General features: G+C 65.0%; 13 protein-coding genes. 6 read left to right on the top strand and 7 right to left on the bottom strand.

The window, feature by feature from the left end; translation table 11 throughout:
* The first annotated feature begins 45 nt into the window (after window positions 1–45).
* Window positions 46–996, top strand: coding sequence for a serine hydrolase (locus ACH2AT_RS00990; RefSeq protein WP_394962759.1), 951 nt, complete (start codon window positions 46–48; stop codon window positions 994–996).
* Between the two features lie 68 nt (window positions 997–1,064).
* On the opposite strand, the gene udk is transcribed toward ACH2AT_RS00990, so the two are convergent.
* The 7 genes from udk to ACH2AT_RS00955 form a co-directional block, all read right to left on the bottom strand.
* Complete coding sequence (gene udk, locus ACH2AT_RS00985) at window positions 1,065–1,691, bottom strand: uridine kinase (RefSeq protein WP_394962757.1); 627 nt, start codon at window positions 1,689–1,691, stop codon at window positions 1,065–1,067.
* A gap of 79 nt (window positions 1,692–1,770) precedes the next feature.
* Window positions 1,771–2,760 (bottom strand): hypothetical protein, encoded by a 990-nt coding sequence (locus ACH2AT_RS00980; protein WP_394962755.1) that lies wholly within the window; start codon window positions 2,758–2,760, stop codon window positions 1,771–1,773.
* Window positions 2,757–3,488, bottom strand: coding sequence for an SDR family NAD(P)-dependent oxidoreductase (locus ACH2AT_RS00975; protein ID WP_394962753.1), 732 nt, complete (start codon window positions 3,486–3,488; stop codon window positions 2,757–2,759). The genes ACH2AT_RS00980 and ACH2AT_RS00975 overlap by 4 nt, the downstream gene beginning before the upstream one ends.
* Window positions 3,489–3,497: 9 nt before the next feature.
* Window positions 3,498–3,914, bottom strand: a complete 417-nt coding sequence (locus tag ACH2AT_RS00970; RefSeq protein WP_394962751.1) for a MaoC family dehydratase — start codon at window positions 3,912–3,914, stop codon at window positions 3,498–3,500.
* Between the two features lie 64 nt (window positions 3,915–3,978).
* The gene (locus ACH2AT_RS00965; RefSeq protein WP_177521839.1) at window positions 3,979–4,221 is read right to left on the bottom strand and encodes an acyl carrier protein; all 243 of its coding nucleotides are present in this window, start codon (window positions 4,219–4,221) and stop codon (window positions 3,979–3,981) included.
* A 22-nt stretch (window positions 4,222–4,243) separates the two neighbouring features.
* Window positions 4,244–6,022 carry an HAD-IIIC family phosphatase gene (locus ACH2AT_RS00960; protein ID WP_394962749.1) on the bottom strand — a complete coding sequence of 593 codons (1,779 nt, stop codon included), beginning with the start codon at window positions 6,020–6,022 and terminating at the stop codon, window positions 4,244–4,246.
* Between the two features lie 117 nt (window positions 6,023–6,139).
* Complete coding sequence (locus tag ACH2AT_RS00955; protein WP_394962747.1) at window positions 6,140–6,439, bottom strand: BofC C-terminal domain-containing protein; 300 nt, start codon at window positions 6,437–6,439, stop codon at window positions 6,140–6,142.
* Window positions 6,440–6,529: 90 nt separating this feature from the next.
* Between ACH2AT_RS00955 and ACH2AT_RS00950 the strand changes: the two genes are divergently transcribed.
* The 5 genes from ACH2AT_RS00950 to ACH2AT_RS00930 all read left to right on the top strand — a co-directional run bounded on the left by ACH2AT_RS00950 (window position 6,530) and on the right by ACH2AT_RS00930 (window position 13,446).
* Window positions 6,530–9,316 carry a transglycosylase domain-containing protein gene (locus tag ACH2AT_RS00950; protein ID WP_394962745.1) on the top strand — a complete coding sequence of 929 codons (2,787 nt, stop codon included), beginning with the start codon at window positions 6,530–6,532 and terminating at the stop codon, window positions 9,314–9,316.
* A 249-nt stretch (window positions 9,317–9,565) separates the two neighbouring features.
* Complete coding sequence (locus ACH2AT_RS00945; RefSeq protein WP_177521897.1) at window positions 9,566–9,991, top strand: ACT domain-containing protein; 426 nt, start codon at window positions 9,566–9,568, stop codon at window positions 9,989–9,991.
* A gap of 48 nt (window positions 9,992–10,039) precedes the next feature.
* Window positions 10,040–11,269 carry a homoserine dehydrogenase gene (locus tag ACH2AT_RS00940; RefSeq protein ID WP_394962742.1) on the top strand — a complete coding sequence of 410 codons (1,230 nt, stop codon included), beginning with the start codon at window positions 10,040–10,042 and terminating at the stop codon, window positions 11,267–11,269.
* Window positions 11,270–11,284: 15 nt separating this feature from the next.
* Window positions 11,285–12,175: a homoserine kinase gene (thrB, locus tag ACH2AT_RS00935; RefSeq protein ID WP_394962740.1), complete on the top strand. Its 891-nt coding sequence runs from the start codon at window positions 11,285–11,287 to the stop codon at window positions 12,173–12,175.
* Window positions 12,176–12,237: 62 nt separating this feature from the next.
* On the top strand, window positions 12,238–13,446 hold the full coding sequence (locus tag ACH2AT_RS00930) for an aspartate kinase (protein ID WP_394962738.1): 1,209 nt from the start codon (window positions 12,238–12,240) through the stop codon (window positions 13,444–13,446).
* The last annotated feature ends 189 nt before the right edge of the window (window positions 13,447–13,635 follow it).

The following is a 13,635-nucleotide window of genomic DNA, read 5'->3' as shown; positions in this document are numbered from 1 at the left end:
CGTCGGGAAAGCGGCAGCGGGCAGGAAAGAGAGTTGAACTTTGGTATGGCAGGCAGAAAACATACTGCGAAAAAAAGCAATCCGGCGTTCACACTGGTGCTGCTGGCGCTGGCGGTGTTCGCCATGCTGGCGGCGCTGTGGTACTGGAGCGAAAGCGCGCTGCCGGTGAACGGCGAGGACGCGCAGGAGCCGTCCGCACCGGCGTCGCAGGCGGCAAGCGTGCCGCAGGCCACCCCGGCCCCCACGCCCAGCCCCGAGCCCACGCCGCTGCCCGAGGTGCTGCTCACCGACGAGGCCGCCGCCACGCTGGACGCTTTTCTGGACGCCCAGCCGAGCACCGTGTCGGTCTGGCTGCGGGACCTTTCCACCGGCGATACATACACCTATGGCGAATCGTCCGGCTTTTACTGCGCCAGCACCCTGAAAGCCCCCTACGCCCTGTGGCTGGCCCAGCGGGACGAGGCGGGGGAAATCGACCTGGACACCGAGTGGAACGGCTCCACCGGCTGGGACCGCATCTACAGCATGATCTCGGTGAGTTCCAACGACGCGGCCCACGGCCTTGCGGGCATGTGGCCCGCCACCGCCGACACCGGCTTCCAGGAGTTTTTGGCTCAGCTGGGCTTTGCCGCCCCCGAAGGCTGTGAGATCACCAAGGAGGAGGGCATCCACGGCTGGACCACCGCCCGGGACGGCGGCCTGTCCATGCTGGCCCTCTATGAGTACTTCGAAACCGGCACCGAGAACGCCCGGCAGCTGGAGCAGGCCTTCCTGGACGCCCAGCACGACTACCTGTGGTTCCCGGCGCCCGCCGCCAAGAAATACGGCAGCTGGGACAACGCCTTCCACGACATGGGCATCGTCTACTCTCAGCGGCCCTATATCCTGTCTGTGTTCACCAGCTATGGCACCCAGGACGAGCCTCCCGCCGAGGGCATCGAGATGATGCAGCAGCTGGGCCGTCTGGTGGCCGAGGTGCTGGGGCAGGGAGAATGACCCTCCGCGTTTTTGCGTAAAAAGCCGCCGCGCCCGGCAGCACCGGGCGCGGCGGCTTTTCCTTTGCGTTAATCCTTTTCGTCGCTGGCAAGATGGCTCTCCAGCCGGTGGATGAGCATCTCCACCGCCACCGGGTTCTTGCCGCCCTCGGGGATGATGAGGTCGGCCCGGCGCTTGCTGGGCTCCACGAACTGCTCGTGCATGGGCTTCACGGTGGTCAGGTACTGGGTGACCACGCTGTCCAGCGTGCGGCCCCGCTTTTTTACGTCCCGCACGATGCGGCGCAGAATGCGCACGTCGGCGTCGGTGTCCACAAACACCTTGATGTCCATCAGGTCGCACAGCTCCGGGCTGGCGAAGATGAGGATGCCCTCCACCAAAATCACCGGCGCAGGGTGGATCTGGATGAAGTCGTCCGAGCGGTTGTGCTGGGAAAAGTCATACACCGGGCACAGCACCGTCTCGCCCGCCTTCAGGGCCTTGATGTGCTCCACCATCAGTTCGGTCTCAAAGGCGTTGGGGTGGTCGTAGTTGGTCAGGCAGCGCTGCTCGTAGGTCAGTTCGTCCTGGCGCTTGTAGTAGTTGTCGTGGCTGATGACGCTGATCTGCTCGCCAAAGCGCTCCTTCAGCCGCCTGGTCAGCGTGGTCTTTCCGCTGCCGGTGCCGCCGGCAATGCCCAGTACCATCGTGTTCATAACCACAGCCTCCTTTTTCTATGTGTCCGCCGGCCCGCTGCCGGTGGGAAAAGACGGGGGGAACCCCCCTGGGAACCGCTCAATCCGCGGGCAGATTGGGCCGGTCCTGGTCGCCGTCGGCCTTGAACAGCACGAAACGGCCGGGGTCGCTGGTGAAATAATAGTATTCCGTGTTCTCAAACAGGGGCGGCTGCAGATAGTTGGGCAGGATGTTTGCGTCGCCCTCCCTGCGCTCGCAAAACCCCGCCGCCGCCATCACCGCCGGGCCCACCCCGGCGCAGTAGCACTCGGCGTATTCCGCGCCGCTGGCCTTCAAAAGGCGGTCGATGGCCGCCCCCAGCCGGGGCAGCAGGGAGGTGCCGCCCACGAAATCGGCGATGCGCAATGCCTTGCCCTGGCCGCTGTCCACCACGCGGCAGGCAAGATAGGCCAGCAGACGGCCCTGCTCCTTCGCGGCGTATACCTGATAGGTCAGGTGGGGGAAGGCGAAATAGCGCCGCTGCATGTACCACACGTCCTTGCGGGGGGTGTGGGGGCTTTGGGGCATGCCCAGCGCCGCCAGCGCTTCGGGGCCTTCCACCGGCTCCAGCGAAAGGTCCCCCCCGGCGGGCAGAACGGCAGGGTCCGCCACCCGGGCCAGCCGGTATTCCGAGAGGCCCGCCAGCCGGTAGAAGTGGCCCACCCGGCCGGCATGCCAGCCGAGAAAGCGGTAGAAGGCCATGGTCTTGGGGCGGATGTTGTTGCAGGCCACCACCCCGGCGCCGGTGAGCCGGGGCAGGGCGGCCATCAGCTCCAGGCCCACTCCGTTGCGGCCCTTTTCCGCCACCCACACCGACACCCAGACGTCCGCGCCGGGGGCGCTTGAAGCCCGGATGTAGCCGGCGGCGGCCACAAGGCGGCCCTCCTCCTCGGCCAGGGCGAATTGCAGCTGCCCGCCGCTGCGGTAATAAAAGTTGAAATATTCCTCTCTGTTGACAAGAGGCAGCCGCCAGTCGAAGTTGGCGTTGACGAAATCCACCACCCGTTCGGCCTCGTCCGGGCGGGCAAGGCGCAGCGCCGGGGCGCTCACAGGGCGCTGCCCCCGGTGATGGGCAGGGTGACGCCGGTGATGAAGCCGGCCTCGTCGCTTAAAAGGAAGGCCATGGCGGGCACCACGTCCGCGGGGGTGGCGTTGCGGCCCATGGGGTTCGATTCGGCGCTGGCCTGCACGATCAGGTCGCTGGTGTCGGCCAAAAACTTGGTCTCCATCATGCTGGGGGCCACGCAGTTCACCGTGACGCCATAAGGGGCGTAGTCTGCCGCGAGGCTCTTGGCAAGGCCGCCCAAAGCGCTCTTGACCATGATGTAGGCGGCGGTGTTCCTGGGGGGCAGGCCCAGCAGGTAGCTGGTGAGCATGAAGAGCACCCGGCCTTTTTTGGCCTTGGCCATGGCGGGCACAAAGGCCTTGCACAGCGCCACCGCGCTGCGCAGCTGCACGCTCATGTCCTTTTCAAAGCGCTCCTCGTCGAACTTTTTGAACTTGGCGTTCACCACCCGCAACGCGGGCAGATGCACGAAGTGGGTGGGGGCGGGGCAGCTGGCCTGCACGTCGGCGATGAAGGTTTCCAGCGCCTTTTCGTTCGTCAGGTCCACGTCGTAGGTGCGGATGGAGCCGGGGTGCTCTTTGCACAGCCCGGCAAGGCCCCCCAGGTCACCCGCGCCCTGGGCGATGAACACGTCCCCCGGCTGCCACAAGCGGCGGATAAGCGCGCAGCCCACGTCGCTGGACGCGCCGGTGATGAGATAAACGTTGCTCATATGTCCTCCTTATTTTGCCACGCCGGCCTTGATGAGCCCGCGGGTGACCTTCTGGCCGTTCTGGTTCTCGATGACCGCCTTGATGGTGATCTCGCCGAAGGTGTCGTTCACCTCGGTCACCCTGCCGGTGACGGTGAGGGTGTCGCCGATGAAGACGGGCTTGGCGAACCTGGCCTCCACGCTGTGGAGCAGGCAGTGCTCGCCGGGCAGGTAGACCCCCGCCAGGGTGGAGAAAAAGCTGGCCCCCAGCATGCCGTAGACCACCCGCCCGGGATAGCCCCGGCCGGCGGCATAGCCCGCATCCATGTGGATGGGGCTGTCATCGCCCGAGACGGCGTGGAAGGCGTCCATCATGGCCTCGGTCACGGTGACGGTGAAGCTCTCGGTCATGCCGGGGGTTATGTCGGCCAGGGTGTAGCTGTTCATGGGTGCAAAACTCCTTTTTTTCAAAAAAGGCCGGGCAGGTGCCCGGCCTTTTGGCTGCATAAGATCAGGCGGTGAGCCGCTCGATCAGGTCCAGCAGATCGCCCACGTTCTCCAGCCCGCGCACGTCCTCCAGCTTGAACTTGAGGCCGAATTTCTTCTCCATGGCGGTGAGCAGGTTGATCTGCTCCAGGCTGTCCCAGTCCTCGATGTCGTCGGCGCAGGTCTCGCGGGTGATGACCAGCTCCTCGTCGTCGAAGTTGTCGCGGAAAATCTCCTGCACGGCATCAAAAATGCTCTGCTTATCCATTGTTTGAACGCTCCTTTTCGGGTCAGACCCGTTTGATCTCCATCACGCCGCACTGGGGCTGGTAGCCCTCGAAGCCGGTGAACTCGAAGGTGCAGTTGCCGGCCTCGTCCTCGGCGGTTTTTACAAAGCCGATTGTAGCATAAAAATCCTTCACAAGCAAGTTTTTGGCGGTGGGGTAGTAGTGGCCCACGATGGTCTTGACCCCCGCGGCCCCGGCGCGGCGCACCAGCTCGTCGAACATGGCGTGCTCCAGCCGCCGCTTGAAGGTGCGGCAGCTCATGATCCACAGGTCCATCTCCAGCGTATCGCCCTGCCTGTGGCCGATCATGGCGGTGACAAGGCCGTTGTCGCCGAATTTGTCCACCAGGCGGCCATACTGGGTGATGTATTCATCATTCTCCAAAAGGGCCTCCACCTCGGCGGCGGTGTAGCGGCGGGTGGTGAGGTTGAACTGGTTGGTCTTGTTGATCAGCTGGGTGATGCGCTCGGCGTGGGGCGCGTCGAAGGCGCCGATCTCGCACACCATATCAAGGCTCTTAAGATAGTCGTCGTAGTTGCCGAAGCTCTGCTCCAAAGCGGCGCGCTGGGCGTTCTGCTTGTACATCTCGGCCCGCTTTTTGTCGTCCGCCGAGAGGGTGGTCACCTCAAAGTACCCCGCCCGGTCGATGGCGGCGATGTATTCCTCGGGGCAGGAAAGCTCCGGCACCGTGACCATCGGCAGTTCCCGGCGCACGATCTCCCGCTCGGCGGGGTTGTCGTCCACAAAGACGAAACTCTCGGGCAGGATGTTGATCTCCTTGGCCATGGCGGCGATGTTCAGGTGCTTGGGGTCCCAGTTGGCCTTGAAGCAGAGGAAGTCGTCCGCTTTCAGAACGCTGTCCGCCCGCTCGAAGCCGGCGCGGGCGATGGACTCCTCGTTCTTGCTGCACACGTTCAGCAGGATGCCCAGCCTGCCCAGGGCCTTCAGGTAGCCCTGGAACTCGGCGTAGGCCATGCCGGCGGGGGTCTCGTTGCCCATCACGATGCCCTCGGCCCCGTCATCGCCGATGATGCCGCCCCAGAGGGTGTTGTCCAGGTCCAGCGCCAGGGCTTTTTTATTCTTGCCCAAGAGGCTCTTGATGATGTTGGCCACGCTCTGGCACAGGTAGGGCAGGCACTCCAGGCTCACCGCGTACTTGTAGGCGTACCAGGCGGTGGGGTCGCTGAAGCGGTCCATGCCGTAAAGGGCCTGCAGATAGGCCAGGTCGTTGATATAAAGGTTCGGGGTGGCCTCGGCCAGGGCGGCCAGCTTCTCATTCAGCCGCCGCACAAAGCGCACCCGGCCGTGAACGTCCACGCCCTCCCGGTTGCCCATCACCCGGTAGAGAGGCAGGTCGAAGTTGTTGAGCACCACCGGGCAGCCGAAGCCCAGCGCCGCCCTGGCCGCCTGCTCGAAGCGGGCGTACTCGGCGTTCAGCTTCTCCTCGCAGGCCGCGGCGCCGTCCTCGGCCTCGGGCCAGAGCTTCAGGTTCCGCTGGCTGGTGTGGATGTAGATGAAGTCCGGCGCGAAGGCTTTCAGCGAACCGTCGTCGAACACCAGATTCTCGAAGAACAGGGAATAGCCGCCCTCGTAGAATTCCGGCCGGATGCCGTTGGCCAGCAGGAACAGCTCCAGGATGTTCTTGATCTCGCCGATGGTGCTGCCGCTCATCAGGGCCACTTTTTTGGGGATGAGGCCCGGCTTTTGCAGCAGTTCGCGCTTGATGCGGCGCTTCTGCTGCAAGATGAGGGCGGGGTCAAAATCGCTGCGTAAAAGGTCCACGGTGACGCCTCCGGTTTACAAATTTTTACAAAATCATTGTACCATAGCCCCCGTGCAAAAGCAACCGGAAAGGGGCGCGCCTCCCCCGAAAAGGGCGGCGGGGCCGCAGCCCCGCCGTCAGGCGCCGAAGTCCTCCAGCAGCCGGTCCAGCCGCTCCTCGCTCTCCACCGGGATGCCCTTTTGCAGGGCGGCCACGTCGCCCTCGGGCAGCAGATGGATGTAGACGTCGTAGACCTGCAGCGGCTCGCCGCCCTCCGAAGCGAACACCGCCAGCCTGCCGCCGTGGTCTTTCAGAATGTAGGGCGCGGCAAAAGCGCTCTCCGGACCGGTGCGGGCGGGCCGGGCCATCCAGAAAAGGCTCAGGCCCAGGCTCGCCGCGCACGCCACCGCCAGCAGCGACACCCAGACTTTGGTCATTGGCAAGACCCCCTTTCACGCCCAGTATGGACCCGGCGCGGGGGGCGCATACAAATTTCAAGGGGATTCCACTGTACTTGGCGGGGTGGGGTGTGGTATAATATCAGCATGGCGGTCCGCGGCCGTCTGTTTTCGTTTGCGCGAAAGCACGGGCCTGGCCGCCGAGTACACACCGATTTTTCCGCAAAGGAGGCGGTCCTCATAGACTCCAACGAGCATCGCAGCATCCGGCGGCCCGACGGTTCCGGCACCTCCGGCGCCCGCAGCGCCGGCTCCGCCGGCTCCGGCCAGGGCCGGAAACTCAACCGCGCCGGCACGCCCCACACCGGCAGCGCGCCCCACGCCGGCGGCGCCCACGCCCCGTCCCATTCCGGCGAGTCCCATTCCGGCGCCGCCCGCGGCGGCGCGGCTTCCGGCGCGCGCAGCAGCGCGCCCCGCGGCGCTTCCCGCGCCAACGCCAAGAACGGGCCTTCCCGCATCTCCTCTTCGCCCCGGCGCTCTTCCCGCCCGGCGGGGCAGGAGCCGGGGGAGGGCGGCGGTAAGAAGCAGTCCAAAGGCATGCGCATCTTCAAGGGCTTCATGAAATTCGTGGCCGCCTGCATCTGCCTGGGGGTGATGGTGGGCAGCGTGCTGGCCGTTCTGCTGAGCCTCTACGCCGTGGAGATCACCGCCAACGACGCCGAGCTGCTGGACCTGACCAACCTGGAGCTTGCCCAGACCAGCCAGCTGCTGGCGCGGGACCACGACACCGGCGAGTGGGTGGTCACCGAGGAATGGCACGACAGCAACGACCGCGAATGGGTGGACCTGCAGGAGATCGAGTCCAACCCCTATCTCAAGTGGGCCTTCATCTGCGTGGAGGACAAGGACTTCTACGAGCACAGCGGCGTGAACTTCAAGCGCACCTTCGCCGCCGGCGTCAACTACATCGCCACCAAGCTGGGCTTCCCCATCTACGACAGCATGCAGGGCGCTTCCACCCTGGACCAGCAGCTCATCAAGAACATTTTGGGCGACGACGACGTCTCGGTGGACCGCAAGCTGCGCGAGATCTTCCGCGCCCTGGGCCTGGACAAGCGCTACGACAAGGACACCATCCTGGAGGCGTATCTCAACACGGTGAGCCTGTCCGGCTCCATCGCCGGCGTCAAGGCGGGCGCGTCCAACTATTTCGGCCTTGAAAACCTGGCCGAGCTGTCCCCGGCGCAGTGCGCCAGCATCGCGGCCATCACCAAGAACCCCACCGGCTACAACCCCTACACCAACCCCGAGCAGCACCTGCAGCGCCGCAACTGGATCCTGCAGCTGATGCACGAGCAGGGCAAGCTGACCGACTCGGAATACGAGGACGCGGTGGCAAGCCCCCTGGTGCTGGCGGAGGAGAAGGAGGCCGAGGTCATCACCACCTCCTCCAACAACTCCTACTTTGCCGACGCGGTGTACAAGATACTGCAGCAGCAGCTGCAGGACGAGCTTGGCTACACCGCCGCCGAAGCCCACAACCTCATCTACAACGGCGGCCTGCGCATCTACACCACCATGGACCCCTTCCTCCAGGAGGAAATGGAGAAGATCATGCTCAACGCCGACGACGCCATCCCGGCGCTGTGGCATGAGGAGGAGATATTGCAAAGCCAGGTGCCCGAGCCCTCCGAGCTGGAAAACATCGTGGTGAACGACGACGGCACCTACAAGACCGGCACCAACGACGACGGCGAGCCGGTGTATTACTACAACGCCCGCACCCAGGCGGCCATGCTCACCATGGATTATTCCGGCCAGGTGCTGGCGCTGGTGGGGGGCCTGGGCGAAAAGACCACCGACCTGGGCCTCAACCGGGCGGTGGCCCCCGAGTACGGCGGCACCCAGCGGTCGGTGGGTTCCACCATGAAGCCGCTGGCGGCCTATTCCCTGGGCATCGACTCCGGCCTCATCAACTACTCCACCGCCCTGCCCGATATGGGCGTGGGCAAGATCGTCAAGGAAAACCTGCGTTCTTCCTACCCCCAGTACGGCTCCAAAATGTTTGAGAACGACGCCCCCGAGGTGCTGGCCAACCCCGACATCTGGCAGGACTGGCCCTCCAACTATGAAAGGACCTACGAACCGGGCCTGATCACCGTGAACACCGCCATCGCCAAGTCCAAGAACACCATCGCGGTGCAGGTGGGCCAGCGGGTGGGCAAGGACTATATGTACAGCTTCGCCCACGACACCCTGGGCATGACCCACCTCACCGAGGCGGACGCGGACTACGCCCCCATGGTGCTGGGCAGCCTTTCCAAAGGCATCAGCCTGATGGAGCTCACCGCCGCCTACCAGATGTTCGGCAACGGCGGCGAATATGTGACCCCTCACCTCTACACCATCGTGGAGGATGCGGTGACCGGCGAGGTCATTCTGGACAACACCGTCAACGTGGTGCACACCCAGGCCATCAAGCCCAGCACCGCCATGATCATGAACCGGCTGCTGCAGGGCGTCCTGGCCCCCGGCGGCACCGCCGGCACCGCCATCCACCCCGAGGGCGAGATGGAGGCCGCCGCCAAGACCGGCACCACCACCGACAACCACGACTTCACCTTCGTGGGCCTGACCCCCTATTATGTCACCGGCGTGTGGTGGGGCTACGACCAGCCCTACGACTTCACCGACGTGAAGAGGGGCCAGAACGCCAACCCCATCCGCTATGCCTGGAAGAACTATATGGACACTGTCCAGGCCGACCTGGAGACCAAGAGCTTCCCGGTGAGCGACGACGTGCAGACGGCGCGCTTTTGCGCGGAGAGCGGCGAACTGGCCGTGAACTGCCCCAACACGGCAGTGGGCTACTACACCGCCGACAACATGCCCGGCTACTGCACCCTGCATCCCTGATACGGACCGGCAAAGGCCCCTTCTGTGCGCGCCCAGCGCACAGAAGGGGCCTTTTGTGTATTGTGTGCAAACGAAATGTGCCAAAGGGCCCCAAACTGCTCCATTTGCCGAAAATCGCCCGCCGGCCGCGCCTGCCCTTGCGCTTTGGCATGGCAAAGTGGTATAGTATAAACATTGTAGCGTCTTTGAACACAAATGTGCTTTCATCGAGTACGGACGCGCCCTTTGCGGGGGATCAGGAGGAAGAGAATGGAACGTCGTTTTTTGCTGGTGGACGCAAGCGTGCTGCCGGACGTTTTCATCAAGGTGCTCAAGGCCAAGGAACTGCTGGCCAGCGGCGCGGTGCGCAACATCTCGTCGGCGGTGCGGCAGGCGGGCCTGTCCCGCAGCGCCTTCTATAAATATAAGGACTGCGTGTTCGACGCCCGCAACAGCCGCAAGGTCATCACCGTGCTGGCCACCCTGCTGGACGAGACCGGCGCGCTGCAGGCGCTGCTGGCGGGCATCAGCGCGGCGGGGGGCAGCGTGGTCACCATCAACCAGTCCACGCCGGAGAGCGGCGCGGCCCAGGTGGCGGTGAGCGTGCGCACCGACACCATGCAGATGAGCGTGGAGGAGATGCTCCAGAAGCTGCGCCGCCAGCGCACCGTGGTGGAGATCCGTCAGGGCGTGTGACGCGGGCGCGCAAAATCAGCATTGAAGAGGAAAGGAACGAAGGGACCTATGGCAAAGATCGCGATCCTGGGCTTCGGCACCGTGGGCGGCGGCGTGCTGGAGGTGCTGCGCCGCAATGCGGCCAGTGTCAGCCGCCGCGCGGGCCAGCCCGTGGAGGTCAAATACATCCTGGACATCCGGGACTTCAGCAATCACCCCGACGCGGCCCTGTTTGTGGACAACATCGACACCATCCTGGCCGACCCGGAGATAAAGGTGGTGGTGGAGACCATCGGCGGCACCAAATTCGCCTACCCCTATGTGCGAAAAGCGCTGGAGAGCGGGCGCAGCGTGGTGACCAGCAACAAGGAGATGGTGGCCACCTACGGCGCCGAGCTGCTGGCTCTGGCCAGAGAGCACAAGGTGGCCTTTCTGTTCGAGGCCAGCGTGGGCGGCGGCACCCCCATCATCACCCCCATGCACCAGTGCCTGGCGGCCAACGTCATCAGCCAGGTGCAGGGCATCGTGAACGGCACCACCAACTTCATGCTCACCAAGATGGCCCGGGAGGAGATGGGCTTTGAGGACGCGCTGAAGATCGCCCAGCAGCTGGGCTACGCCGAGACCAAGGACCCCGGCGACGATGTGGACGGCCCCGACGCCTGCCGCAAAATAGCCATTCTGGCCAGCATCGCCTTCGGGCGACATTTCTATCCCAGGAACATTCCCACCCGGGGCATCCGGGGCATCACGGTGGCGGACATCGCCGCCGCCGCCCGGCTGGACTGCGTCATCAAGCTCATCGCCTGGGCCAGGCGGGACGAGACCGGCCGGGTGACCGCCGCGGTGGAGCCCATGCTGGTGCCCAGATCCAACCAGCTGGCCGGCGTGGACGACGTGTTCAACGCGGTGCTGGTGAGGGGCGACATGCTGGGGGACGTGGTGTTCTACGGCAAGGGCGCGGGCCGCCTGCCCACCGCCAGCGCGGTGGTTGCGGACGTGATCGACGCCCTCAAGCACGGCGCAAAGGTGCACGACAGCCTGTTCTGGCAGCCCAGCGAGCCCTTCGACGGCCTGCTGGAGGACCCCACCCCCGCCACCTGCTATGTGCGGGTGAAGGGGCTGCCCGCCACCGTGCTGCCCGCGCTTTACGGCGAGGGCGAGCTGGTGAGCGACGACGGCAGCGAGGCGGCCTATCTCGTGACCTACATCGCCCCCCGCGGGCTGGAGGAAGCCGGGCGCAAGGCTGCGGCCCTGGGCGGCAGAGTGGAGCTGGTGCTGCGCCAGCTCACCGATTGAGGGAGGGAAGCGTTTATGGTAAAAGTCACCGTGCCCGCCACCAGCGCCAACGTGGGCGCAGGCTTTGACGCGCTGGGCCTTGCGGTCTCCATGCACAACACCGTCACCATGGAAGAGTGCGGCCGCATCGACATCCTGGCCAGCGACGGGACCCTCATCCCCACCGGCCCGGGCAACCTTGTCTACCGCTCGGCCAAGGCGGTGTTCGATCAGCTGGGCCAGCCCCTCAAGGGCATCCGCATCCGGCAGGAGAACCCCATCCCCATGGCCCGGGGCCTGGGCTCCAGCTCCGCCTGCATCGTGGCGGGCATCCTGGGGGCCAACGCCCTGCTGGGCTCGCCCCTCACCCGGCGGCAGATGCTCACCCTGGCCACCAGCATCGAGGGGCATCCGGACAACGTGGCCCCGGCCATGCTGGGCGGCTTTGTGACCAGCGTCTACGATGAGGGCCAGGTGTACAGCGTGCGCAAGCCCATCGACCAGGAGCTGGCCTTCGCGGCCTTCATCCCCAACTTCAAGCTGCTCACCGAAAAAGCCCGCGCGGCCCTGCCCAAAACGGTGGACCGGGCGGACGCGGTGTACAACCTTTCCCGGGCGGCGCTGGCCACCGCCGCCTTCTGCGACGGCGACTATGAGCTTTTGAAGGTGGCCACCAAGGACGCGCTGCACCAGCAGTACCGCCTGCCCCTGATCCCCGGCGGTGAACGGGTGTTTGAGATCGCCTGGGACCTGGGCGCCTACGCGGTGTACATCTCCGGCGCCGGCCCCACCATCATGGCGGTGGTCCACCGGGACAACAGCGACTTTTTCGGCCGCGCGGAGGAGCTTCTGGCCCAGACGCCGGAGACGCTGGCCTTTTCGCTGCGGCGGATGCTTGCGGACAACACCGGCGCTGTGGTAGAATAAGACCGTGCAGATGCATACACTTATGCCAGGAGGCATTTGTTGATAGAGGGAGTTGAGGAAATTTGGCCTTGATCGTGCAAAAATTCGGCGGCAGTTCCGTGGCCGATCGTGACCGGGTGTTCAACGTGGCCCGCATCGTGGCCGCCACCCGCAAGGCTGGCAACGACGTGGTGGTGGTGGTGTCCGCCCAGGGCGACACCACCGACGACCTGATCGCCAAGGCGGCCGAGATCTCGAGCGAGCCCAGCCGGCGTGAGATGGATATGCTGCTGGCTTCCGGCGAGCAGATCTCCATCGCGCTGCTGGCCATGGCCCTGAGCGTGCTGGGGGTGCAGGCGGTGAGCCTCACCGGCTGGCAGGCGGGCTTCATCACCGACCGCGCCTACTCCAAGGCGCGCATCCGCCGGCTGGACACCGAGCGGGTGGAGAGCGAGCTGGCCCGCAACCGCGTGGTGGTGGTGGCGGGCTTCCAGGGCATGAACCGCCTGGAGGACATCACCACCCTGGGCCGGGGCGGCTCCGACACCAGCGCCGTGGCGCTGGCCGCCGCGCTGCACGCCGACCGCTGCCAGATCTACACCGACGTGGAAGGCGTTTACACCGCCGACCCGCGCAAGGTGCCCGGCGCGCGCAAGCTGGAGCAGATCACCTTTGACGAGATGCTGGAGCTGGCCAGCCTGGGCGCCCAGGTGCTGAACAACCGCAGCGTCGAACTTGCAAAAAAATACGGCGTGGAGCTGGAGGTGCTCTCCAGCCTGAACCCGGCGCCGGGCACCATCGTGAAGGAGGTAGCAGAAGATATGGAAGGAATGCTCATCAAGGGCGTTGCCAAGGACACCGACGTGGCGGTGATCTCCATCATGGAGGTGCCGGACGTGCCGGGCATGTCCTTTAAAGTGTTCGGGGCCCTGGCCAGCCGCAACATCAACGTGGACATCATTTTGCAGTCCACCGGCCGCGGCGACAACAAGGACCTGATCTTCACCGTGCCCCTGGGCGAGGCCGAGAACGCGGTGGAGGTGCTGAAGGAGAACCAGCCCCGCTTCGGCGGCAAGGAGATCAGGGTGGAAAAGAACTACGCCAAGGTCAGCGTGGTGGGCGCGGGCATGCAGTCCAACCCCGGCGTTGCCAGCCGCATGTTCGAGGCCCTGTTCGAGGCAAACGTCAACATCCACATGATCAGCACCAGCGAGATCAAGATCAGCGTCATCATTGACGAAAGCGAGGCCGACCGGGCGGTGAGCGCCATCCACAGCGTGTTCATCCCCTGACAGAGGCCCAAGAAGAATCGTCCTTCGCGGCGCGGCTGCTTGGCCGGGGCGGGCAGCCTTGGCTTTGCTGCCGCGCCATTTGCCGCCTTTTCCGGCAGTTTGACCATCGCCTGGCGCGCTGCCCTGTTCACTTGTTCCAAAAGATGTTTGGCCGGTCCGCCGGCCCAAAAGCATTTCAGGAAAGGAGAG

This window comes from Candidatus Allofournierella excrementigallinarum, assembly GCF_944388085.1.
Taxonomy (GTDB): Bacteria; Bacillota; Clostridia; order Oscillospirales; family Ruminococcaceae; genus Allofournierella_A; species Allofournierella_A excrementigallinarum.
The sequence above is the reverse complement of the archived record's forward strand: the minus strand, read 5'-3'. Positions and strand labels throughout refer to the sequence as shown.

Coding starts and splice junctions, on each gene's coding strand:
- ACH2AT_RS00990 (WP_394962759.1), top strand. CDS start 46: ATGGCAGGCAGAAAACATACTGCGAAAAAAAGCAATCCGGCGTTCACA.
- udk (WP_394962757.1), bottom strand. CDS start 1,691: ATGAACACGATGGTACTGGGCATTGCCGGCGGCACCGGCAGCGGAAAG.
- ACH2AT_RS00975 (WP_394962753.1), bottom strand. CDS start 3,488: ATGAGCAACGTTTATCTCATCACCGGCGCGTCCAGCGACGTGGGCTGC.
- ACH2AT_RS00970 (WP_394962751.1), bottom strand. CDS start 3,914: ATGAACAGCTACACCCTGGCCGACATAACCCCCGGCATGACCGAGAGC.
- ACH2AT_RS00965 (WP_177521839.1), bottom strand. CDS start 4,221: ATGGATAAGCAGAGCATTTTTGATGCCGTGCAGGAGATTTTCCGCGAC.
- ACH2AT_RS00955 (WP_394962747.1), bottom strand. CDS start 6,439: ATGACCAAAGTCTGGGTGTCGCTGCTGGCGGTGGCGTGCGCGGCGAGC.
- ACH2AT_RS00945 (WP_177521897.1), top strand. CDS start 9,566: ATGGAACGTCGTTTTTTGCTGGTGGACGCAAGCGTGCTGCCGGACGTT.
- ACH2AT_RS00940 (WP_394962742.1), top strand. CDS start 10,040: ATGGCAAAGATCGCGATCCTGGGCTTCGGCACCGTGGGCGGCGGCGTG.
- thrB (WP_394962740.1), top strand. CDS start 11,285: ATGGTAAAAGTCACCGTGCCCGCCACCAGCGCCAACGTGGGCGCAGGC.